This is a genomic window from Parapedobacter sp. GCM10030251 (assembly GCF_042666505.1).
Lineage (GTDB): Bacteria > Bacteroidota > Bacteroidia > Sphingobacteriales > Sphingobacteriaceae > Parapedobacter.
Genome location: NZ_JBHTDN010000015.1, coordinates 19,747 through 44,259, shown reverse-complemented (window position 1 = coordinate 44,259; position 24,513 = coordinate 19,747). Strand labels below are relative to the sequence as shown.

The window sequence follows — 24,513 nt, the reverse complement described above, 5'->3', positions numbered from 1 at the left end:
GGAAATTCATTCAATAAGTGCCCGTACCTTTAAATGAAATGTACCTTTTACGTAGTCGCCGGCTTCATCATTGAGACCCTTCTGAAACGTGGAATTAAAACCGTACCGACCCTTGATCTGGAACAGGGCGTAGGTGCCGTCGGTCCCTACCCGCTTGATTTCCGTAATTTCGGTGAATTCCGTCGCTGAACTTCCGGCTTTGCTCACCAGACGGCCATGCGAGAAGTCGAGTTTGTCGTCATCCAGCGGTAATATCATCCCATATTGGAACGGTCCGGTCGGATTCCTATATTCAGCCACCGGGAATTTACCGATGTTACCCGGCTTTTCCAACTCGCTCGCATGCTTCGGATAGGACAGCACGAACGTGTTACGCGTGGATTCCGACGAAGCAAACACATAGAAAATCGTGTTATCGGATGCCATATCAGATGGCTGAAGATCGAGGTGTGTGCAATCGATTTGGCGTTGCCAGTGGGGGGTTTCAAAGGCGATGTGCAGGGAATTGGGAATCGTGTTGCCATCCGGCTTGTCCTCTTCCTGGGGGTTGGATTCGTTCTTGGCACAGGAAGTTGCGATCAGCGCACACAGAATAAAGGCGCACTTCAGGGAATAATGACGGTAGTTTTTCATGATTGTTACGATGTGTATATATGCGGTAAATCTACGACGGGGGACGTCTGGAGAAAATACTCAATTGTGGGTATTTTTAACGCAAAAAACCCTTGCCGGAAAGGGCAAGGGTTTTACACCAGAAAGGAGGTGAAAGGTTATAATTTGCTGTTCACATCCAGTGCGTTCAGTTCGGCAAATGCTTGTGTAAGCCGCTTGACAAAAGTGTCTTCGCCCTTGCGCAACCAAACACGCGGATCGTAATATTTCTTATTGGGTGAATCGGGTCCTTCGGGATTCCCGATCTGGCTTTGCAGATAGCCTTCTTTGGCTTGATAGTATTCACGGACACCATCCCAGAACGCCCACTGCATATCGGTATCGATGTTCATTTTGATGGCTCCATAGGAAATGGCTTCCGTAATTTCTTCCGGAGCAGAGCCGGATCCGCCGTGGAACACGAAATTGACCGGTTTTTCTGCCGATAGACCAAATTTCTGCCGGATATATTCCTGCGAATTGTGGAGGATAATGGGTTGCAGTTTTACATTACCGGGTTTGTACACACCGTGCACATTGCCGAAAGCAGCCGCTACGGTAAACTTATCGCTTACGCTTTTGAGCTCTTCATAGGCATAGGCAACTTCCTCGGGCTGCGTGTATAGCTTGGCGCTGTCCACGTCCGAATTGTCCACGCCGTCTTCTTCCCCGCCGGTTACGCCCAGTTCGATCTCCACCGTCATGCCTAGCGGTTTCATCCGGGTCAAGTATTTTTTTGAGATCTCGATATTTTCTTCGATGGGTTCTTCAGACAGATCGAGCATGTGGGAAGAAAACAACGGCTTTCCGTGGGTCTTAAAAAATTGCTCGCCATGGTCAAGCAAGCCGTCGATCCAGGGAAGTAACTTTTTCGCTGCATGGTCTGTATGAAGGATAACGGCTACGCCATAGTGCTCTGCCAGCAGATGAACGTGCTGAGCGGCCGATACCGCTCCGAGGATACACGCTTTTAAGCCGTCGTTATTTAATGATTTACCTGCATAAAACTGCGCACCGCCGTTAGACAGCTGGATAATTACCGGCGAATTCACGGCTTTCGCGGTCTCCATTACCGCGTTAATGGAATTCGTACCAATTACGTTGACCGCAGGCAGGGCAAATTTATGGGTCTTGGCTGCTTCGAACAATTCCTGAACTGCATCTCCGGTAACAACTCCTTTAAAATCTTTCAAACTCATGGTATTCTCTTGTTATCGTTGTTTAACGGCTTCGAAATTAGACATAATTTTTCGAAACTGCGTAATTCTTTGGCCATTCTTGTACCTCCCGAGGCACCGGCTGACCAACGCGAAAGGCTTCTTTTTTTATTTGGCCTGTCTTTTGCATATCCCGAAGTTAAAATAAATTAATTATCGCAAAATCAAACGTATGACGAGAATTAAACTAAGCGGCGCGGGTGTACTGGCAATCGCCGGCATGCTGGCTGTCCCGCAACTCAGGGCGCAAGAACATTCTGCTCAGGAGCCCCCCTTTTTGGCGCCCGCCAATTACCGCACTTGGTCTATTGGCATCAATGGCGGCGTATTAAACCAGTGGAACATCGTCGGACTTAACCGTGATGGATTCGATAAAGTCCGGCATAACGTCGGGTACAGTGCTTACATCAAGCGGCAAATTTCTCCGTCCTTCGGATTAAAGGCCCAATACCTGGGAGGCAAAGTGGGCGGCATCGATGAGTCGGCCGTGTCGGCCACACCCGGCAACATCCGCGAATTTGAAACGAAAACCCCATGGTCCGCCGCTTTGTCGGCCGAGTTTACGCTGGCCAATATCAACTGGCAATTTGCTAACAGTGTCATCAAACCCTATATCGCTATCGGTGCCGGTGCACTCAACTTCAAGACCACAACGATCGATGCGGAGGGAAATGCGGCAACTGCCGAAAAGCAAACCAAGCTGTACATCCCGGCAGATTTCGGTTTTAAATTTGCCGTAGCCAACGGCGTCAATATTGACCTGGGTTATCAGCTGAATTGGGCAAACCAAGACTTCGACGGCAAACCGGGTGGGCAATACAAGAACGATTTGTTTTCCTATACCCATGCCGGCGTGGAATTTGCCTTGGGTAGCCCATCTAAGCCCTATTTGGGAAACAGCAATCCGGTTGCTTCGTTGAAAAAGGCTTATATCGAACAATACGACGAATTGGTGGCGCAAAAAGCCGAATTGGAAGCGCGGAAAGCAGAAAATGAAAAGCTCCGCTCACAAATGGAACGTTTATACGGAGATCTCGCCGACGAGGATCACGATGGCGTAGCGAATCTCTACGACAAGTGCCCGGGCACCCCATCCAACACCAAGGTAGACGGTGCAGGCTGCCCGTTGCCGGAACAGAAAGCACCGGTCATCCAACAAATTACCGTGACCGAAGAAGACCGCAAAGTTGTGGATGAAGCGATTCAAAATCTTGAATTCGACCTTGGCAAAGCTACCATCCGCTCCACGTCGCATGCCAGCCTCAATAAGGTCGCTGCGTTGCTGATCGAGAAAAATTTCAGTCTGAAGTTAGCGGGTCACACCGATAACACCGGCTCAATGCAGACCAACATGCGCTTATCGAAAGAGCGTGCAGAAGCGGTCAAAGCATATCTGGTGAGCAAGGGTGCCAATCCCTCGCGCATTGAAGCGACGGGTTACGGTCCAACGCAGCCGATCGCAAACAACGATACGGCGGAAGGCCGCCAGCAAAACCGCCGGGTAGAATTTACCTTGTATTAACGGATCGATCCGGTTCAGGAAGCTGCCTCAACTTCGGTTAAGGCAGCTTTTTTTTATGCTGACCAATAAGGGAACGCGGCTAATATCGAACCGCAATGCCTCCATAAAAGTTCCTTGGCGAGGCCGCGTTGAAAAACCGGCCACCAAAGGCGTTGATATCATTTCCCAGACTGTAACGTTGGTTCAGCAGGTTATCCCCACCAGCAAACACCTGGAAAGTCATTCGGTTGCCCAGCGGTTTATCCCAGGTGAGTTTCGCCTGCAAGAGGTGGTACGCATCTGCGAATACGGTATTTGCATCGTTCAACGGAATCGCCGAGGTATACGTGTGCATCGCGTACGCGGCTAGCCCTTTGGGAAATCTCATCAGCAAACTGCTGACCAGGTTGGTTGCGGGTACGCCTGTAAGTTTGTTACCGGTAAAATCATCGTCTCCAATGCGGTAGTCACCAAAACGGAATTTGCTCAGTGTCAGGTTGGACCCCAGCTGTAATCCGCGCAACCACCCCGTCTTATCGGGTGCGACCACCCAAGCCGAAGCCGATAGTTCCGCTCCCCGCTGGGTGACTCCACCCGCGTTGTCAAAAAATTCAGCGTCTGTTTCCAGTATCTGCCGGATAATGGCATCTTGCATGCGATAGTAAAATACCGAACCATCGACAATTACCCGGCGATTGAGGGTCTGCCACCGGAAGCCGGTCTCGTAATTCCATCCGGTTTCGGCATTAAGCGCGGTATTTATAAGCTGATCGGACGCACGGACCTCCTCGAGGGTAGGTGGCGAATATCCTCGTGAAACCGATGCGCGTCCTACCCACTGCGGGCCGAACAGGTAGGATAATGCGACCCGTGGCATCCATTCTCCATCGAATGTCCGTCGGCTATACCGGGGTTCACGTTCCGGAAAAAGGGTCCTGAACCGATAGCCGTAGTAATTGAGGCTTAACGAGGTTTCCAGCAATAGGCGCTGATATGCATCGGCGCTGAGGCGCGCAAAATAAAAGTGCTGGTTACTCCGCAGGGCGTCGATCGCCATAGCCTCTCCACGTACGCCCCCGTGGTTTTCATAGTTGGCAAAATCATTTTTTCCATACTGCCATTCCATTCCTACATTGGCATGCCAGGAAAATGCACCGGAACTCCCTCCCGTATAATCCAGGTAAGTCCGGAACCCTACATTAGCTTCGTTACGGATTTCATAATTGGTAATAAAGGGATTGCTGAAATCGGTATGTGAACCAAACACCGTAGCTACATGCCTCAGCCGGTGCCCGATCCGGGTATCATGAACCAAGCCGCCGATGAACGTCTTGTTGACGATGCCCGCCCGTTGTTCCAGCGCTCCCGGTGTGGCCGGCGTGGCCGGCCGGGCAAGCTTCGGATCTTCGGTGTACTGCGCCTCGGTGAGCCCGCCGGGGGTGAGATAACGCAGATCTGAATACAAGGCGATTAAGCGCAATTCACTTTCCGGCCGGTAGTTCCATCGCTGTACCGTCTGGAAGGCGGCCCGCTTCATCGCGGAATTCTGTCGATAACCATCTGCCCGTTGGTATGCCTGACTGACACCAAACCGATAACCGGGCGACGGATTCAGTGCAGCAGCGAACTGCTGATGGAACAATCCAAAAGATCCTCCATTGATACGCAAGGATGCTTGATGATCCTGTCCATCGTTCATGCCCTGCGGCCGAATCAGCACCACTCCGCCGGAGTTTGCCCCGAAAAGGCTGCCATCCGGCCCCTTCAGCACTTCAATGCCGGCAATGCTACCCGCATCCAGCAAGTTTATGTACGTATTTCCACCGGCATCGGTAAGCGGTATCTCATCCAGGTATACCTTGACGTTGCGGACGCCGAAAGGCGAGCGCAGCAAGCTACCCCGGAGAGAAAGCCGGTAGCTACCGGGAGAACGTTCTTCCATCCGTACACCGGGGACGGTATTGATGGCCGGTAATAACGTCGTGCCGCTCTGATGCCCTAAGGCCGTTTGGCCGACTACCCCTGCCGAAGTCGTGAGCCTCAGCAGCGGCTGCTCGCGAAAATAAGCCTTTACCGTCACCTCCGCCAGATGTGTTGTGGTGTCCTGGAGCGCTATAGCGACCGACGGCAATGCGGGGATAAGTAATGTACAGAAAAGAATAACACGTATCATGGATAAGAACTTGGGACGAAATTAGTGATAATTGTCGCACGAATTAAACTTTACCGACCGAAAAATGTCTTAGAAATGAAGGAGGACATCGTTCATGAGAAATCTCATTGTGTTCATTTTAACGCTATGCTCAGTAGGCGTATTTGCTCAAGAGACCGATACATTGCATATCGGAAAATTATCCATCGGCAAGAAGAAAAAGGAAGTTTATAGCGGCGGCAGGGATTCATCGTTGGTCATACGTATCGACACGTTGATCATGGCTGACCGGAGCCAATTGGTGTTTTATGGGAAGAAAGACGTGAAACTGGATGTTGGTCATGCAGAGATCGACAAGCGGGCGTATGTGTTCGGCACGGATGGAAAAAACAACGGCACCGACTTCGACATTCACATGCGATTTGAAAAACTGGGCGCGTTGTATGTGCTCGCAGGCGGACAGGATGCGCGCAATAACGGTTCGCGTACCTTTCCCAATGGTGACGGCGGTGACGTAAATTTTACCTACGACGCCAGTGGCATTGTGCCTCAAAGCGAGGATAAAAAATCAGACCACTACCTGCAGATTGATACGAGAGCCGGCGGATACCGGGTAAATCCACAAAGTGAGCTTTCCAACATCTACAGTTTGATCAATATGGGGGCGCCCGGCAGACCGCTGAGCAACCTCTCGCAGGGCCAGGTATATTCCGGAACACCCGGTCGGGATGGAAAGCGTACGGTCAAGGCCGCAGAGTAAGCGATTCTACGGCCGCCTTCAGTTCGGGATACCGGAATTGGAAGCCCGCATTTTGAATTTTTTCTGCCGACATGCGTGTGCTGGAGACCAGCATCTCACTCATCTGTCCCATCACCGCTTTTAATACGAATCGTGGGATATTTGGCAGCCATAGGGGCTTCTTTAATTTCTCCGCAAGGGTACGGATGAATCCGGAAAAAGTAACCGGTTCCGGCGCAGCCATGTTGTAAACACCGTGTATACCGTTGTGTTCCAAGGCAAAAATATACATCGCGACCGCATCGGATAGGTGTATCCACGGCATCCATTGCCTGCCCGAACCGGGGACCGTTCCCACCCCCTTCCGAATCAGACCGGCAAATCTGGGAAAAATGCCTCCCTGGGTGGACAGGATAACCCCACTCCTCAACGAAACCGCTCGCAACCCCAGTGTTTTTCCTTTCGACACCGTATGCTCCCAATCCCGGCAGGTTTGCCCCAGGAAGTCCGTGGCCGCAGGCTTATCTTCCGTCATCCACTCGTCGCCCCTATCGCCGTAATATCCTGAAGCGGAAGCGGAAACCACCGTCATGACCTCATGTCGTTGATGTTGGCGGAGCAGATTATAAAGCAATAAAATGGATTGGATGCGACTGTCGCGTAGCAGCTGTTTCCGCCGATTGCTCCACGGAAGGGCCGCTATGTTTTCGCCAGCCAAATGAATAATGGCATTGACGCCGTCCAGGCAGGACTGATCCACCTTCTTTTCAGCAACATCCCATTGAAAGAATCGAACCTGCGGCAATTCGGAGGTCCGCTCGCTCCTGCTTAGGGCGTTGACGGCATAGCCTCTGCTAACCAACGCGGGGATCAGCGCCTTACCCACCAAGCCGGCCGCACCGGTTACCAATATTCGCCCTTTTCGTACCGTGTTGTCCATATGACGGGTGATTTAAGGTAAACCCAACGCATAGCGCAGCGACACATGAAAGGGTGCCAATTTTATCGACGGATAAAAAGCAGCTAACCCATCGTTTACGGTCACCAGATCTTTACGCATATAGGCCATAAACGCAGCCGTTACGTCTTGCTCGAATCGATAGACGTAACGCCCCATGAAAACCGAAATCGGCTTGCCCAGGCCGGGAAGCGCCATAATATTTTTCCTTAATTTAGCGATGTCCAGATAACGTTCGAACGCTTCTTTATAGGTCATCACTTCCGGTCCGCCCACATCAAATACCTTCCCGTATGTATCCGCATTCAGGATGATCTTACTGAGATATGCACAGACATCCAATAGGTGGATGGGTTGGCACCGGCTTGTTACAAATTCTTTCGGTAGGATAATCCACCGCTGCCGGGCCAGGTTCGAAAAGATATTCATCAGTGCCGAACCTTTCCCCACGATATTGCTGATCCGAATGATCGTATAGGCCATCCCACTTTGGTTCAATAACGCTTTAACCCGGTCTACGTTGTCGTCCGACAATTTGGTTACGTAAATCAGGTGCTCACAGGCCGTTGACTTCAATACCCCGACGTATTTCTGCAGGGCAATGAGATCCATCTCCAGACGGATGTCAATTTCGTCGACGGGCGATTGATTGAAATAGAAAGCTGCGCGGGTTTCTTTGCTCAGGCCGGGCGGCAACGCCCCACGGTACAAATCGCCCTCAATGATATTGATTCCATATTTTTTAGGCACATGCTTGTAAAAAAGATTACGGTTCCTCAACAGACACGTTATTTGATAATCCGCTTCGGCAAGACATACGGCTATGTTTCTTGCTATATAACTATTAAGGCCGGTTATCAGGACTTCCATACGCAAATAATACCACTTAAGAGGGCGGCTTGGTTATTAATATACCTAATACAATCGAAAACCAAAAATGTTTCCGGCGAATGTTTTTTTGCAAACTTATAAAAAATGAGTAGTTCCCAAACATAGGTCGCGAATAAATTCCCCTATTTGTGGTTTTATTGTCAATATCGTGCCATTTGGCGGCAAACAGTCCTTATATACGACAAATAAAGTATATATTTGTAGAATTTAATCCCTTAGTAAGTATGGACGAGAGGACGATCTTGGTTTGGTTCAGGAACGATTTGCGCATTCATGACAATGAAATTCTGCTTCGCGCCGTTGAGCGCAGCCAACGGATCGTGCCTGTATACTGCTTTGACCCCCGGCACTTTATCCGCACCAAGTACGGCACTCAAAAGACGGGCGTACTACGCGCGGCCTTTTTATTGGAAAATGTCGCGGCACTACGGCAAAGTCTTCAGCAATTGGGCGGCGATCTGATTGTTGAGTACGGCCATCCCGAAGAGGTGCTCCCGCAGATCGCGGAAATGTACCAGGTGGATGAGGTTTATCATCACAGGGAAGTGGCCTATGAGGAAACCCGTGTTTCCGGATTCGTCGAAGAGGCGTTATGGAAGATGCAGATCAACCTGAGGCATTTCATCGGCCATACATTATACCACAAAGAAGATCTTCCGTTCCCCATCCGGGACATTCCGGATGCGTTCGCGGTTTTCAAGAAAAAAACGGAGCGGGAAAGCTCCATACGCCCGCAGTTGGGAACGCCGGAAGCAATTCGGGTTCCGGACGGCATGGCTCCTGGAAGGAGTCCGGAATTAGCGGAGTTAGGCTTTACCGAGGAGGAAATCGCCCAGGTTTCGAACTTAGCATTCCGCGGCGGGGAAGCGGTGGCATTAAAGCAGATGCACGCATTTTTGTATGGCCAGTCGACCGGAGACTACACCCAACTTTCGCCCTATATCGCGGTGGGTGCATTATCTCCCAACACCCTGTACCACGCCACCAAGGAAGCGGAAAATACCACATTGGATAGAAAACGTGCGGAACAGATCATATTGAAATTGTTGTGGCGGGATTACTATCGATTCATGTTCAAAAAACACGGTAACCGATTTTTCGGATTACGGGGTTTAACGGATACCCCACCGGAGATTGCTGCAGATGATGAAAAACGCTTTAACCTATGGAAATCTGCAAACACGGGGAACCCGATAGTAGACCGGAGTATCCACCAGCTCAACGATACCGGCTACATCCCCTATTACCAACGTGTCATCGTTGCTTCGTACCTGATCCACGAATTGAAGGTCAACTGGCTGAAAGGTGCGGCGTGGTTTGAAGAAAAGCTGATTGACTATGGCCCGGCCAATAATTATGGCAGCTGGGCGCATTTGGCCGGTGTAGGCAGTAGCCTCAAAGACAATAAGCCCGTGGATATCAAAAAGCTGACTGCACAATTCTACCCGAAGGAAGCGCTCGAATTCGGATAGTGCGAAGTTTGGCTGCAAAATTGTGGGATATTGCTATGGTAAACGATTTAATAATTATAACTTTGGCGCATTATTGCATAAACAACTAAATGGACAAGCTTTCTTATCTGAGTAACGCAGATTCGGCCTATATCGACTCGTTATACGAAGCATATAAAGAAGACCCCAATTCAATTGATTTCGGCTGGCAAAAATTCTTCGAGGGTTTTGATTTCGGCCAGAACGGTACCGCAGCAGCGTCGGGTGCGCAGGCCACTCCCGACCATGTACTGAAGGAAATCAATGTCTTGAATATGATCAATGGATACCGCGATCGCGGGCACCTGTTCACCGAGACCAATCCCGTACGCCAGCGCCGGAAGTACTATCCGGGCAAAGAATTGGAAACATTCGGCCTCAGCGAGGCCGATATGGATACCGTATTCAATGCCGGCGTTGAAGTGGGATTGGGCCCCGCCAAATTGCGCGATATCCGCCAACTCATTGAAGACACCTACTGCCGCTCCATCGGTGCGGAGTTTAAATACATCCGTAGTCCCGAAAAAATCAAGTGGTTGCAGGATCGCATGGAAGGCGAGCGCAACACGCCGAATTTTCCGTTGGATACGAAAAAGCGGATACTCAGGAAGTTGAACGAAGCCGTGGTGTTTGAAAACTTTCTGGGAACCAAGTTCCTGGGTCAGAAGCGTTTTTCGCTGGAAGGCGCAGAGAGCCTGATCCCCGCGTTGGATTCGGTCATCGAAAAGGGTACCGAATTGGGCATCCAGGAGTTTGTGATCGGCATGGCCCACCGGGGCCGCCTGAATGTGCTGACCAATATTCTGGGAAAATCCTACGAAAGCGTCTTTTCGGAATTTGAAGGAAAAACCTATGCAGAAGAAGCCGAGCAGGATTTCGGTGGAGACGTCAAATACCACTTGGGCTATTCAACCGACATCACCGCCAACAATGGTGCCAGCGTACATCTGAGCCTGGTACCCAACCCTTCTCACCTGGAAACGGTTGACCCCGTCGTGGAAGGGATCGTCCGCTCGAAGATCGACATGAAGTACGACGGCGATGCAACGAAAATCGCTCCGATATTGATTCACGGCGATGCAGCCGTAGCCGGGCAAGGCATCGTGTACGAGGTTATCCAGATGTCCAAGCTGGAAGGTTTCCGTACCGGGGGTACCATCCACATCGTTGTAAACAACCAGGTCGGATTTACCACCAACTTCAAGGACGGACGGTCGTCTACTTACTGTACAGATATTGCGAAAGTCACCTTATCGCCTGTATTTCACGTGAACGGCGATGACGTCGAAGCGTTGGTGTATGCGATTAACTTAGCGGTTGAATACCGTCAAAAATACCATACCGATGTGTTCATCGACTTGTTGTGTTACCGGAGGTACGGGCACAATGAAGCCGATGAACCGAAATTCACGCAGCCGTTGTTGTATAAGGCCATCGAAAAACACCCCAATCCTCGTGAAATCTACAACCAGAAACTCCTTGATCAAGGCAGTGTAGACGCCAACCTGGCGAAGGAAATGGAAAAGGACTTCCGCAAGCTCCTGCAGGAGCGGCTTGATGAGTCCAAAGAAGATGAAAACCTCACTCAGGACAATCCGATGTATTCGGGGGCCTGGAAAGGCTTGCGTAAAGCAAAGTACGAAGACATTTTTGTGCCTGCAAAAACGGGAGTTTCCGAAAAAACGTTTTTGGCGCTTGCCCAGGAAATCACTACGTTACCAAACGACAAGAAATTCTTCCGAAAAATTTCCCGCCTGTTTGACGAACGCGCTAAAATGGTGGAGTCCAAAACGTTCGATTGGGCCATGGGCGAGCTCATGGCGTATGCCACCCTTTTGAATGAAGGCGCAAGGGTCCGGATCAGCGGACAGGACGTGGAACGCGGTACGTTCTCCCATCGCCATGCGGTACTTACGCTGGAAGATTCCGAAGAGGAATACATTCCCCTTCAGCAAATCAACGGCGGCGAACGATTCAACATTTACAATTCCCACCTTTCCGAATATGGCGTGCTGGGATTTGAATACGGCTATGCGCTGGCAAATCCGCAGTCGCTGACGATATGGGAGGCACAATTCGGCGACTTTTACAACGGCGCGCAGATCATTGTAGACCAATACATCTCCAGTGCGGAAACCAAATGGCGGCGCTCAAACGCCTTGGTTATGTTGTTGCCGCATGGACTGGAAGGTCAGGGTCCTGAGCATTCCTCGGCGCGCATTGAGCGCTTTTTGGAATTATGCGCTGAAAACAATATGCAGATTGTCAACTGCACCACCCCGGCAAACTTCTTTCACGTATTGCGACGCCAGCTCAAGCGGGATTTCCGTAAGCCGTTGATCGTCTTTACGCCGAAAAGTCTGCTGCGGCATCCGAAAGTTGTCAGTTCGTTGTCGGAATTCTCTACCCGGTCGCAGTTCCAGGAAGTGATAGACGACAGCTATGTAAAGTCGGCCGACGTGAAGCGGGTGCTGTTCTGCTCCGGTAAGATTTACTACGACCTGCTCGAAAAACAGCAAGCCGATGAACGCAAGGACGTGGCCATCGTGCGGGTTGAGCAACTGTACCCCACCCCTATGGATCGTCTCCGCGCCATACGTAACAAATACAAAAATGCGAAGGAGTTCCTCTGGGTGCAGGAAGAACCGGAAAACATGGGCGCCTGGCCGTATATCTGCCGGAAATTCAGAAACCGAAACATTGTGCTCGACGTAATATCCCGGAAAGAAAGCAGCAGTACAGCTACCGGATACGCAAAGCAACACATTTCACAGCAGCTTGCGGTAGTGGGCAGGGCTTTCGAAGATAAAGCCGGCCCTGAGGTCAAGGAGAATGTAAAATCCAATGTAAAACTTGCCGCTAAAGCGGATTGACAGCATAGCTAAATACAGTCTTATATGAGCGTAGAAATAAAAGTACCGACCGTAGGCGAGTCTATCACAGAAGTAACATTATCCCAGTGGCTGAAACAGGATGGTGACTATGTGGAAATGGACGAAAACATTGCCGAGCTCGAATCGGATAAAGCCACATTCGAACTACCCGCGGAAAAAGCTGGCATCCTGCGGATAGTTGCCCAAGAAGGCGACACCCTCGAGATCGGCGCGTTGGTGGCCACCATCGAGGAGGGCAATGCCCCGGCGGGAAGCGGAGACAGCGCGAAAACAGCGCCGGAAAAAGCTTCGGAGACTCCGAAACCGGAAGCCAAACCGGAAGTAACGGAAGCAGCCGATAAAGGTGAAACCTATGCGGCAGGAACGGCCTCTCCAGCCGCCGCTAAAATCCTCCGGGAAAAAGATATTGACCCCGCCGGTATAAAAGGCACGGGCAAAGACGGGCGCATCACCAAGGAGGACGCCGAAAAGGCTGAGGCCCAAGCATCCAACGCAAAGCCTGCCGAAACTGCGAAGCCTGCCGAAACCGCTAAGTCCGCTGCGAGCGTTTCCGAGGCGTCGGGTGGCACACGCAACGAACGCAGGCAAAAACTTTCGGCACTGCGGAAAACCATCGCTAAGCGTTTGGTCGCCGTAAAGAATGAAACGGCCATGCTTACCACGTTTAACGAGGTGAACATGAAGCCCATCATGGATTTACGTGCCAAGTACAAGGAAATATTCAAAGAAAAACACGGTGTGGGACTGGGCTTTATGTCCTTTTTCACCAAAGCGGTATGCACGGCCCTGAAAGAATGGCCGGCCGTCAATGCGCGCATCGACGGTGAGGAAATTGTTTACAGCGATTTCGTAGACATTTCAATCGCCGTATCGGCGCCCAAAGGATTGGTGGTACCGGTCATCCGGAATACCGACTCCCTGTCGCTTCACGAGATTGAAAAAGCGGTTGTCGAATTGGCTACGAAGGCCCGGGACAACAAATTGACCATCGAGGAAATGACCGGTGGGACATTTACCATCACGAATGGCGGGGTTTTTGGTTCGATGATGTCTACACCGATCATCAATGCTCCCCAGTCGGCCATCCTTGGTATGCACAACATCATTGAGCGGCCTGTTGCTGAAAACGGACAGGTGGTCATCCGGCCAATGATGTACATTGCCCTGTCCTATGACCATCGCATCATTGACGGACGTGAATCGGTGAGCTTTTTGGTCCGGGTGAAGCAACTGCTGGAAGATCCTGCACGGTTGCTGCTGGAAGTTTAAGCTGTCCTATATTAGGGATAGGCGATAAAAGATGCCGAAGCGTTTGCTTCGGCATCTTTTTTTTGCTCCATCGCGTTATTTCCCTGTTTTTCCTTAAATACCGGGAAAAGGCGATAAACTTGCTTTTATATACAAGTTTATCTAAGTTTGGCCCAACTAAAGTTGGCCCCTATGGTAATTGATTCTGAATTTCTCACCAAATTTCTGCGATTTGGCCTCGTTGGCCTATCGGGTGTCGTGGTAGACTTCGGGATCACCTGGTTATGCAAGGAAAAATTCCGTTTTCATAAGTATGTAGCCAATTCCCTGGGGTTTTGTACGGCGACCATAAGCAACTACCTGTTGAATAAGTATTGGACATTCCACACCACCGGGCAGCAGGGCATGCTTTTTGAATTTTCGAAATTTCTTGGATTCGCACTGGTAGGGCTGCTTATCAATAACCTGGTCCTGTTTTTTCTGCACGGCAAAATGAAGCTCAATTTCTACCTATCGAAGCTTATTGCGATTGCCATTGTCTCGATTTGGAACTTTTTGGGAAACTATTTATATACCTTTTCAGCTTAATGTAGCCTACGCGCTTTTATGTCAGATAGATCCACACGCACGCTTTTTTACTTCCTGTTGATTTGGTTAGCCGTAAACCTCATCCAGTCTATTTTCTCCGAGCTGCATTATGATGAAACCTATTATTGGGTATTCAGTCAGTTTTTGGATTGGGGATATTATGACCATCCCCCAATGGTTGCGCTATTTATTAAAATGGGATCTTTCTTAATGCCCGGTGCTCTTGGCGTTCGGTTTTTCAGCGTGGTGTCTAATATTGCTGCCATTTATATTCTATGGAAGATAGCGAAAACCTACGTCAACAATCTTCCCCTATTTATCCTGCTATACAGTAGTATGCTGATCTTGCATGTATATAGCTTTATCACGACCCCGGATACACCGCTTTTTTTCTTTACCGTACTTTTTTTCTTTGTGTTGCGCAAGTATCTCGATGCCGATCGGCTCGATTATGCCTTGATTCTAGGTTTGATCGCGGCGAGTATGCTCTACAGCAAATACCACGCGATCCTTGTATTCGCGTTTACCATTGTGGCTCATTGGAAATTGCTTAAGCGACCGAGCTTCTGGCTTATAGCGGGCTTGGCGACGGTCCTTTTCTTACCGCATATTCTTTGGCAGGTCAGCAACGGCTACCCATCGATCGAATACCACTTGTTTGACCGTACGGCAAGGGAATACCGATTTTCATTTACTACGGATTTCCTGCTCAGCCAGTTGCTGATTGTCGGGCCACTGACCGGCATTTTTTTATATTATTACGTATACCGCCAAAAAACGCCGGATGTTTTCCTACGCATACTGAAAGTCAACTGCTTCGGGTTCCTGCTGTTTTTCTTCCTGAGTTCGTTCAAAAGCCGTATCGAGGCTCATTGGACATTGCTCGCCTTTATTCCGTTTTTCATATTGGCGTATCTATACCTTGCCCGGCTACCACAGATTCCGGTGTGGTTCAAGCGACTACTTTATGCCAACATCGGACTGATTGTACTAATCCGGATCATCCTGATTTTTCCGGTGCCTGGCCTATCCCGTATTAAGGGGCTGAAGCAGTTTTGGGGCAAAGAAACTTTTGCGAAGCAACTCCACGACGTGATCGGCGATGAACGACTTATCATGGACAACGGATTTCAAGAAATCTCGAACTATAATTTCGTTAATCAGACGGTAAAAGGATTTGCTTATAACACGCGTTATTACCGGAAAACCCAGTACGATTATTGGCCCATTGAGGATAGCCTGCGTAATCAGCAAGCGTATTTTGCTTCGTTCAAACGCCATAACGAAACAAGCCAGCAGGACTCGATTGAGACGAACCGTGGACGGTTGTACCTCACCTACATCGATTCGGTGCGGACGTATCAAAAGGTCGCTATATCCGTAAAGAACATGGAAAAACGGGTCGGCGCCGGAACCCTGCAGCGGGTAGACCTGGAGGTTTACAATCCCTATGCCGATACGATCTCGTTCTCGAATGCAGGAAAGTGGAAGTGTTTCATCGAATACGGCTTTACGCAGCAGATTTACGACCAGGGGAACTTCACGGAAATTCCCGGTGACTACCGCCATGTCCGCATCCCCCCGGGTGAAACGGCAACCCTTTCAACCACGCTTCGTATGCCGGAGGTCCCGGATGACTACCGGCTGATTTTTTCCATCCGGACGACACCCTTTGCCGGATCGAGAAACAGTAAGAAAATACCCATAACCATTGTAAATAACTAACCGCTATGCGTACCCTCAAACGCCTTTCGCTCACCTTCTTCACGCTATTGACCTGTGCGCACTCGTATGCACAGGATTTCGGCTGGAATGTCAATTTTCATGGGTTTGCAGACAACCGCGAATACGCCAAATCGGGCCGGTATTCACAATCCATTCTGGGAGTTCGCATCGCGCCGGAAATCAACCTTTCGCTGGACAGCATGCATTTCCTACATGCCGGCGCGAACTTCCTGCACGAGTTTGGCTCGAAGGGAACCGCCGCGGAACAGGTTATCCCGACGATCTATTATAATTACAAACACGACGGGCACGATTTCTATATCGGGATGTTTCCCCGTAAGGATCTACTTAACGAATACCCGCGGGCATTGCTGAATGACACCTTAAGTTATTACCGGCCGAACATCGAAGGGATGCTATGGCGGTATGGCGGCAGGCATTTTCATCAACAGATATGGATCGATTGGACAAGCCGACAGACCGAAACGGAACGAGAGCAGTTCATGGTAGGCATTTCGGGCCGTGTGAACCTGAACGCCCTCTATCTTGCACACCATATTACGTTATGGCACGATGCAGGCCGGAAAAACAATACGGATGTCAATGAGATGCCGGTACGCGACAATGGCGCCACGGCACTGAAGCTTGGCTTGGACTTATCCCCTTTCGTCTTCCTTGATTCACTGGACATCAGTGCAGGCGGGATCATTGGCTACGACCGGTTGCGAAGCATTTACGACTGGCGGTTCCCCAAGGGATTCCTAGGAGATCTTTACGCCGAATACCGCAAAATATTTATCGCAAACACCCTATATGCCGGTGAAGGGTTGGATGTGGGTTATGGAGACCGCTTTTATACCGCCAATTTTTATAATCGGCTGGAACTCGGATGGAAACCGCTGCAATACAAAGGACTGGAAGGTAAGTTTACGCTGAGCTTCCATTTCACGCCTGGAGCCTTGGACAATCAGCAACAGTTTACGTTACAGTATAACCTCGGGCGGATCTATACTAAACGACGGTGACCTTCACCCCCAGTTTTTCCAACGCGGTTACCGTATGGGGAGACACGCCGCTATCGGTAATGATGTAATCCACCTCATCGATTCCACATATACGGCCGAATCCCCGCCTGCCAAATTTTGTGGAATCCGCCAGAACGATCACCTTTTGCGAAACCTCCATCATTTTGCGGTTCAGATGTGCTTCTTGTGCGTTGGTGGTGGTCAACCCGAATTCCAAATCAATGCCGTCTACCCCCAGGAAAAGCTTACTGCAAAAGAAATCGCCTAATATCTGCTCGGCATACAGTCCGGCTACCGATGTGGAACTTTTACGCAGAATTCCTCCCAGTTGCAGAATTTCCACATCCGGATGCTTGATCAGCTGAACCGCCACGTTCAATGCCGACGTGACCACGGTTAAATTACCCACGGGTTGAATTTCGCGGGCCATCGCCTGAACGGTTGTACCTGAAGCAATAATGATGGAATCATTGGCTGTAATCATCGATGCGGCTTCCTTGGCGATGGCAGTTTTCTCCGAGGTCTGTATTTTCTCCTTTTCGAAGACCGTCCGATCGATGGTATAGGGATTGATCAGCGTCGCTCCCCCATGCGTCCGAAACAACAGCTGCCGGTCTTCCAATAACTTTAAATCCTTTCTCACGGTAACCGACGAGACTTTCAGCTGCTTGCAAAGTTCCAGTACATTGACAGATCCATTCTCTTTCAATTGATCCAGTATGGCTTGGTGGCGTTCCACGCTATTCATAGCTTTTATATTTATTAAGCGAAAGTAGTCATTTTTGGAAAATTTTAATCCGCGTACAGCCGAATAATAGTTTTTGATATTTTCTTTTTATTATGTTTAATTTCATTTACTTTTGCATTACAATACAAGCTTCGATTAATCAGTCATAAGAGACACGCTTTATGCAGCCCCAACAATTCCATCGAATTTCATTCTTGAAACAGGTTTCCAGCAATCCACAGTATGACTTAGCCATCATTGGTGGCGGGGCTACCGGATTAGGAATTGCTGTCGATGGTGCCGCAAGAGGGCTTAAAACGATCTTGTTAGAACAGCATGATTTCGCGAAGGGCACATCAAGTCGCAGCACGAAACTGGTCCACGGCGGGGTTCGTTACCTAGCCATGGGCGATGTTAAACTGGTCCACGAAGCCTTGCGGGAACGCGGCATCTTATTTGCCAACGCCCCACATTTAGCCCATTCTCAACCTTTTGTGATCCCCTGTTATTCCGTTTTCAGTAAATGGAAATACCTAATTGGCCTTAAGCTATACGATTGGTTAGCCGGCAGTCGGCGTATCGGCAATTCAACCTTCGTATCAAAAGAGGAAGTCCGAAAAAACTTTCCTTTGCTGAAACCGGACCGACTAAAAGGCGGTGTACGCTATTTTGACGGGCAATTTGACGATTCCCGATTAGCCATAAACCTGGCGCAGACGGCTGCCGCTTTCGGCGCCGCAGTCATCAACTACTGCCGCGTTACCAATTTATTGAAATCGGAGAACGGGCGCATAAACGGTATCCGTTTTATAGATGCGGAAACCGGTACAAGCCATGAACTGAAGGCCAAAATGGTCGTCAATGCGACCGGCGTCTTTGTCGACGACATTTTGGCGATGGATACCGGCAACCACAAACCGATCGTCAAACCCAGCCAAGGCACCCATATTGTCATCGATCGCTCGTTCATAGGAGGAAATGAAGCGTTAATGATACCAAAGACCAGCGATGGGCGTGTACTTTTCGGTGTACCCTGGCACAACCACCTGGTTATTGGCACCACCGACATACCGGTGGACCATCATGCACTTGAACCCAAACCTACAGACAAGGAAATTGACTTTATTTTAGAAACGGCAGCAAACTACCTCACCAAAGCACCCAAAAAAGAGGACGTATTAAGTGTTTTTGCCGGACTTCGGCCGCTCGCGGCTCCGGCCAATGAAAGCGGCGCTACCAAAGAAATATCAAGAAGCCATAAACTGATCGTCAGTTCGTCAGGCTTGATTACCATCACTGGCGGAAAATGGACCACCTACCGTAAAATGGCCGAGGATACGGTTAACAAAGCACTTGAAATTGGCGGGATTCAGCCCATACCCTGCCAGACGGCCTCTCTCAAAATCCATGGACATACCCATGAGCAGCCCAGCGGCCACTGGGAGGTTTATGGCAGCGATGCACCAAAAATCCAGCAGCTGGCACGTACAAACCCGGCTTGGCAGGAAAAACTCCACTCAAACTTTGAACACCTCGTCGCAGAGGTGATTTGGGCGACCCGGCACGAAATGGCGCGTACGGTTGAAGATGTACTGGCCCGCCGATTGAGAATCCTATTCCTTGATGTGACAGCTGCCATTGAAATGGCACCGAAAGTTGCAGAAGTAATGGCTGGGGAACTGGGCAATGACGGAGATTGGATTGCGTCGCAGCTGACTCAGTTCCGCGAGACCGCACTGGCCTATCAACTAAAAAAATAACCGCATCTTCGCAATATCACTTCTTATTTTATTGCGCTTACCACCCTTTCGATTCGAATTCAACTAAAATAACGATAAATAAAATTTCATTAATTTTCTTTTACTTTTGTTTGTTTTTTTTTTATTTCATTACTTTTGCTTACGTAATGGAAACATGGGAGGAAAACGAACAGGTTTTCATGCGAACTAACCAATTGATTTACATTAAACATTTGTTAATTATGAAAGAAACGCAATTTTCGCAGTAAACGCCGCAATCTACGGTGTACGCACAATGCTTCGATTTATTTCGGATACAGCTCGATTGAGCAGTATTTTTAGCCACACAAAAAAGCTTCATGTTATTGTAACCTGCTATTAACAGAAACCAAACAATAGATTCTCAATCTTGCGGCCTTAAGGCCTTTTGGAAATTTAACTAATAATTATGCCATGAAACACTACCCTTCACTTATGTGTATGTTATGTGTGTTGTCTCTTTTGTTTGCCTGCAAAAACGAAGAGCAAGCTCAACGTAAAGTACACAACCCAAATGAACCCATCACACTGAGCTCCTTCTCGCCACATGAGGGAGGAGCAAAAGACAAAGTCTTATTGGATGGCGACAATTTCGGCACCGACGCCAGTAAAATTGAAGTATATTTCAACAACACCCCGGCAGCCGTCGTTTCCTCCAGCGGAAACCGGATTTATGCCATCGTACCGCGCCTCCCCGGCGACAATCCGGTAATTAAGGTCGTAATCGGAGATCAATCTGCCACTTACGAAGATACGTTCACCTACAACGCCCAGGCGCAGGTAACCACCGTCACGGGGAATGGACAAACAGCCTTTGAGGAAGGAACGCTCACCACGGCTCAGGTATACGGCAAGTATCTTGAACTGGATGCGGAGGGCAATTTGTTTATGTCCTGGCGGGATGGTGGCTCATTCGGGGTGGCACGGATCAATGAGCAGCAAAATATAGTGACTGCTCTATACCAAATCGCATCCAGTCCCAACCCGTATTCCAACGGCATAACTGTCGACCGTACAACGGGCGTGGTAACCGTTGCTCATGAATCCGTTCCCGAAGTATTTTTCTCCTTCGATCCAAGGGAGGCTTGGAACCCCCGTCAGCGTAATGCGTTATTCTCCGAAGCAGAATATAATTCCATCGTATGGGCCGACCGGTATAATAATTTTGTCACTTTCTGTCCGTATGATGGGTATCTCTATACCCGGTTCCGTGACGGCAAGGTTGCCAAAATACACCCCGAAACGTATGAAGCAACTATTGTACATCAAGGGCCGTACGGATCGCAATACGGACAGGCGATTAATCCGGCAAAGCCCTGGGAGCTCTACATGACCCTCCATTCCAATGCCACCCCGGTAGAATTCCGGCAGGGAATTATGGTATTGGATCTTCGTGACCCGAACGGAACTGGCGGATTCAAACGAATCAATGCGCCGGGTGGTAGCGGCTTCCGTGACGGTCCGGTTGAAGAAGCCATATTCAATTTACCGAAAGATATCAAGTTTGACAACGACGGAAACATGTTCATTGCGGACTATGGTAATCATTGTATCCGCATGCTATCTGCCGATGGCGTCGTCACTACGGTAGCCGGGCAACCGGGTGTTTCCGGTTACCGGGACGGGGGGCCGGTCGAATCCCTATTCAACAGTCCTTGGGGGGTGGCTGTCAATGAACAAGGAGATATTTACATCGCCGATTGGGGTAATGCCCGTATCCGCAAATTAGTAATCGAATAATCAAACCACTTAACCAATGAAAATTATTCACATTTTGTGCACACTATCGCTGTACTTATTGTTTACAACGGCATTTGCACAGCAAGGGGAAGCGTTAACGATTGCCGGTACGGTCGTCAATGAAGCCGGCGAACCGCTATCCAGTGTATCGATATATATCAAGGACAAAGCGACCACGGGAACATCAACCAACGCCGATGGAAAGTTTAGTATAAATGTGGTCTACGGCGACCGACTCGTGTTTACGTACGTCGGTTATGAACCCGTAGAACATGTCGCCGTCGAATCGACCACTAATCTGTCCATCGCGCTCACCAACAAAAGTGAGGCCCTGGATGAAGTCGTTGTGGTCGGCCTCGGAACTTCACAACGGAAAATCAGTTCGGTCGGCGCCATCACAACGGTCGATGTCAAAGAGCTTCAGAGCCCTGCCCCATCCATTACCAATCTGCTTGGCGGACGGGCCGCGGGCGTAATTTCCATGCAAACCAGCGGAGAGCCCGGGCGGAACCTTGCCGAATTCTGGGTACGGGGTATCGGCACATTCGGGGCTAACAGCAGCGCCCTCGTGCTGATCGATGGGTTGGAAGGAGACCTGAACACGCTGGATCCGGCAGATATCGAGAGCTTTTCCATCCTCAAAGACGCCTCGGCCACTGCGGTTTATGGTGTGAGGGGTGCCAATGGCGTGGTGTTGGTTACCACCAAGCGGGGTCTCGTAGATCGGATCCAGATTACCGCACGGGCCAACACAACCCTTTCGCGGCTCAATCGCCTGCCGCAATACCTGCGCGCGTATGACTATGCACAATTGGCCAATGAAGCCAGCATCGTCCGGGGAGAATCGCCGCTTTACAACGAAACCGAGCTGGGGATCATCCGGGATGGACTGGATCCGGACATGTATCCGGATGTGAACTGGCAGGACGAGATTCTCAGAAACAACTTTTGGCGCCAAAGTTACTATGTAAGTGGTCGTGGAGGTAGCGAGGTGGCCCGCTATTTCCTGAGCCTGGGTGGCAACTCGGAAACTGCCGCCTACAAAGTCGACAGAAACAGCGTGTATAGTTCGAATGTTGGGTACAACACTTATAATTACCGGATCAACCTAAATCTCAACCTAACGAAAACCACGGAGGTTTTCCTGGGATCGGATGGTTTCCTATCCCGGCTGGATCAGCCGGGCGTGGCAAATACCGATTATATCTGGGGCACCCAATCGCGACTCACGCCGGTGACAATCCCCATTCAGTATTCCAATGGCCTGTTACCCGGCCGGGGTACCGGAGACCGGTCATCGCCCTATGTTATGATCAACCGTACAGGCAAAGCCTCCGACCAGTTGTTTAAGGGCAAAGCAACTCTCGCGCTGAATCAAAATCTCTCCAGCGTATTGGATGGGCTCAAATTCCGCATTCAGGGCGCTTATGATATCAATAGTTACTTTAAGGAGCGAAGGTGGGTGCAGCCTGCCCTCTATGAAGCTACCGGTCGGAACTACGACGGGTCGCTCATCATGATGGAACGGGTGCAGGAGCGATCGGCTTCTTACGACCAAATGACGCGCGAATACCGCAAATATTTCCTTGAGTCGGCCATCAATTACGATCAACAGTTTGGTGAAGACCACCGGGCATCCGCGTTGATCTATTATTACATCAGCGATGCAAAAGATACGAAAGATGCGACGAATAACCTATCCGCCATCCCGCTGCGCTATCAAGGGGTATCCAGCCGGTTTACCTATGGCTTCCGGGACACCTACCTGTTGGATATCAACTTTGGGTATACCGGGTCCGAAAACTTCCAGCCGGGCAGGCAATATGGTTTTTTCCCCTCCATCGCCTTAGGTTGGGTGCCTACGGGCTACCAATTCGTGCAGGAGAAGATGCCCTGGCTCGACTACTTCAAGATCAGGGCGTCGTATGGTACCGTGGGGAATGATCGCATTACGGATATCCGTTTCCCTTACCTGACGAAAGCGGATCAAGGTTCGGGCAATGTATGGGGTATTCCCGACATCGAAACGATCAACGAAACCCGGATTGGGGCGGATAACCTCGCCTGGGAGCGAGCAGTTAAGTCCAATCTGGGGATCGAAGGTAGACTGTTGGACGACAAAATCGAGTTTGTCGTTGATTTTTTCGAAGATCAGCGCAACGGAATTTTTCAGCAGCGGGTACAGGTACCTGAATATGTAGGGGTCATATCCAACCCCTTTGCCAATGTGGGCCGGATGAAAAGCTCTGGAGCCGATGGAAACATCAGCTACACAGCACAGGTTTCCCCCAACTTCGGCTTCACCGTGCGCGGCAATTTCACCTATTCCAAAAATGTGGTACAGAACTGGGAGCAGGCCTATTTGGAGTATCCCTATCTCGAATTTAATGGTTACCCACACAAATCCCTCCGCGGTTTCCAAGCGATTGGGCTTTTTAAAGACGAAGACGACATCAAATACAGTCCCAGACAGACGTTTGGAACGGTCATGCCCGGTGATATCAAGTATAAGGATGTAAACGGCGACGGCGTAATCAATGACTTGGATAAGGTGCCGTTGACGCACAGCAATTATCCGCTGACGATGTACGGTTTCGGGGGCGAGTTCCGCTACAAGAACCTGACGTTGGGTATTCTATTCAAAGGGACGGGAAAAACTTCATTTTTCTATGTGGGACAGTCCATGGAAGAGCGAATTGACGATGATTGGTATAGCTGGGAAGGCCGGAAGCGAACGATCACAAACGGGATGGGCTATATGCCCTTCTTCCAAGGCACGGAAGGCAATGTACTTACCTTGGCCGCTGACCCCAGAAACCGATGGATACCGCGGGAATACGCCTTACAGCAGGGCATAGACCTTTCATTGGCTGAAAACCCCAACGCCCGCTTTCCGCGCCTCCAATATGGCAATAATAGCAACAACAGCCAGTTGTCCACCTTCTGGCAAGGTGATGCTCGCTACCTCCGGCTGCAGGAAATTACCGTGAATTATCACATAAATCCGGCGTTCCTGAAAAAGTTCGGCGTTTCTTCGATGGACCTGCAGTTTGTGGGCAACAACCTCTACATATGGGATCAAGTAAAAATCTTTGATCCGGAACAAGCCGCATGGAACGGTCGTAAGTACCCGATTCCGACTACGTATTCGGCACAGGTATACATCAATTTTTAAGGCTACAGACATCA

At 49.8% G+C, this 24,513-nt stretch carries 17 protein-coding genes; 11 read left to right on the top strand and 6 right to left on the bottom strand.

Translation table 11 applies throughout. From position 1 onward, the window contains the following. Nucleotides 1-6 precede the first annotated feature (6 nt). Both ACFQRK_RS22455 and fbaA read right to left on the bottom strand, forming a co-directional pair. The gene (locus ACFQRK_RS22455; protein ID WP_379010527.1) at nucleotides 7-633 is read right to left on the bottom strand and encodes a hypothetical protein; all 627 of its coding nucleotides are present in this window, start codon (nucleotides 631-633) and stop codon (nucleotides 7-9) included. 137 nt (nucleotides 634-770) lie between these two features. Beyond that, nucleotides 771-1,850, bottom strand: a complete 1,080-nt coding sequence (gene fbaA, locus ACFQRK_RS22450; RefSeq protein ID WP_379010526.1) for a class II fructose-bisphosphate aldolase — start codon at nucleotides 1,848-1,850, stop codon at nucleotides 771-773. Between the two features lie 190 nt (nucleotides 1,851-2,040). Between fbaA and ACFQRK_RS22445 the strand changes: the two genes are divergently transcribed. Then, nucleotides 2,041-3,390, top strand: coding sequence for an OmpA family protein (locus ACFQRK_RS22445; protein ID WP_379010524.1), 1,350 nt, complete (start codon nucleotides 2,041-2,043; stop codon nucleotides 3,388-3,390). Between the two features lie 79 nt (nucleotides 3,391-3,469). On the opposite strand, the gene ACFQRK_RS22440 is transcribed toward ACFQRK_RS22445, so the two are convergent. After that, nucleotides 3,470-5,542, bottom strand: coding sequence for a TonB-dependent receptor (locus tag ACFQRK_RS22440; protein WP_379010522.1), 2,073 nt, complete (start codon nucleotides 5,540-5,542; stop codon nucleotides 3,470-3,472). Nucleotides 5,543-5,636: 94 nt separating this feature from the next. On the opposite strand from ACFQRK_RS22440, the gene ACFQRK_RS22435 reads away from it, so the two are divergent. Then, nucleotides 5,637-6,281 carry a hypothetical protein gene (locus tag ACFQRK_RS22435; protein WP_379010521.1) on the top strand — a complete coding sequence of 215 codons (645 nt, stop codon included), beginning with the start codon at nucleotides 5,637-5,639 and terminating at the stop codon, nucleotides 6,279-6,281. Here ACFQRK_RS22435 and ACFQRK_RS22430 read toward each other — a convergent pair. Together ACFQRK_RS22430 and ACFQRK_RS22425 are read right to left on the bottom strand one after the other, a co-directional pair. Further along, entirely contained in the window at nucleotides 6,265-7,200 is a 936-nt protein-coding gene (locus tag ACFQRK_RS22430) for a TIGR01777 family oxidoreductase (protein ID WP_379010519.1), read from the bottom strand. The genes ACFQRK_RS22435 and ACFQRK_RS22430 overlap by 17 nt on opposite strands. A gap of 12 nt (nucleotides 7,201-7,212) precedes the next feature. After that, on the bottom strand, nucleotides 7,213-7,998 hold the full coding sequence (locus ACFQRK_RS22425; RefSeq protein ID WP_379010517.1) for a hypothetical protein: 786 nt from the start codon (nucleotides 7,996-7,998) through the stop codon (nucleotides 7,213-7,215). Between the two features lie 335 nt (nucleotides 7,999-8,333). Between ACFQRK_RS22425 and ACFQRK_RS22420 the strand changes: the two genes are divergently transcribed. The 6 genes from ACFQRK_RS22420 to ACFQRK_RS22395 all read left to right on the top strand — a co-directional run bounded on the left by ACFQRK_RS22420 (nucleotide 8,334) and on the right by ACFQRK_RS22395 (nucleotide 17,079). Further along, nucleotides 8,334-9,581 (top strand): DASH family cryptochrome, encoded by a 1,248-nt coding sequence (locus tag ACFQRK_RS22420; protein ID WP_379010516.1) that lies wholly within the window; start codon nucleotides 8,334-8,336, stop codon nucleotides 9,579-9,581. Between the two features lie 89 nt (nucleotides 9,582-9,670). Continuing rightward, a complete protein-coding gene (locus ACFQRK_RS22415; protein ID WP_379010515.1) occupies nucleotides 9,671-12,472 on the top strand; it encodes a 2-oxoglutarate dehydrogenase E1 component in 2,802 nt (933 codons plus the stop codon). A gap of 24 nt (nucleotides 12,473-12,496) precedes the next feature. Continuing rightward, on the top strand, nucleotides 12,497-13,762 hold the full coding sequence (odhB, locus tag ACFQRK_RS22410; RefSeq protein WP_379010514.1) for a 2-oxoglutarate dehydrogenase complex dihydrolipoyllysine-residue succinyltransferase: 1,266 nt from the start codon (nucleotides 12,497-12,499) through the stop codon (nucleotides 13,760-13,762). A 171-nt stretch (nucleotides 13,763-13,933) separates the two neighbouring features. Beyond that, nucleotides 13,934-14,329 (top strand): GtrA family protein, encoded by a 396-nt coding sequence (locus ACFQRK_RS22405; protein ID WP_379010512.1) that lies wholly within the window; start codon nucleotides 13,934-13,936, stop codon nucleotides 14,327-14,329. A gap of 18 nt (nucleotides 14,330-14,347) precedes the next feature. Next, nucleotides 14,348-16,054 (top strand): ArnT family glycosyltransferase, encoded by a 1,707-nt coding sequence (locus tag ACFQRK_RS22400; RefSeq protein ID WP_379010511.1) that lies wholly within the window; start codon nucleotides 14,348-14,350, stop codon nucleotides 16,052-16,054. A gap of 5 nt (nucleotides 16,055-16,059) precedes the next feature. Further along, on the top strand, nucleotides 16,060-17,079 hold the full coding sequence (locus ACFQRK_RS22395) for a hypothetical protein (protein WP_379010509.1): 1,020 nt from the start codon (nucleotides 16,060-16,062) through the stop codon (nucleotides 17,077-17,079). Here ACFQRK_RS22395 and ACFQRK_RS22390 read toward each other — a convergent pair. Then, a complete protein-coding gene (locus ACFQRK_RS22390; protein WP_379010507.1) occupies nucleotides 17,066-17,827 on the bottom strand; it encodes a DeoR/GlpR family DNA-binding transcription regulator in 762 nt (253 codons plus the stop codon). The genes ACFQRK_RS22395 and ACFQRK_RS22390 overlap by 14 nt on opposite strands. Before the next feature lie 161 nt (nucleotides 17,828-17,988). Here ACFQRK_RS22390 and ACFQRK_RS22385 point away from each other — a divergent pair, with 161 nt between their 5' ends. The 3 genes from ACFQRK_RS22385 (at nucleotide 17,989) to ACFQRK_RS22375 (ending at nucleotide 24,499) form a co-directional block, all read left to right on the top strand. Then, the gene (locus ACFQRK_RS22385; RefSeq protein ID WP_379010506.1) at nucleotides 17,989-19,566 is read left to right on the top strand and encodes an FAD-dependent oxidoreductase; all 1,578 of its coding nucleotides are present in this window, start codon (nucleotides 17,989-17,991) and stop codon (nucleotides 19,564-19,566) included. 432 nt (nucleotides 19,567-19,998) lie between these two features. Further along, on the top strand, nucleotides 19,999-21,324 hold the full coding sequence (locus ACFQRK_RS22380) for an IPT/TIG domain-containing protein (RefSeq protein WP_379010505.1): 1,326 nt from the start codon (nucleotides 19,999-20,001) through the stop codon (nucleotides 21,322-21,324). Nucleotides 21,325-21,340: 16 nt separating this feature from the next. Then, nucleotides 21,341-24,499, top strand: a complete 3,159-nt coding sequence (locus ACFQRK_RS22375; RefSeq protein ID WP_379010503.1) for a SusC/RagA family TonB-linked outer membrane protein — start codon at nucleotides 21,341-21,343, stop codon at nucleotides 24,497-24,499. Nucleotides 24,500-24,513 lie beyond the last annotated feature (14 nt).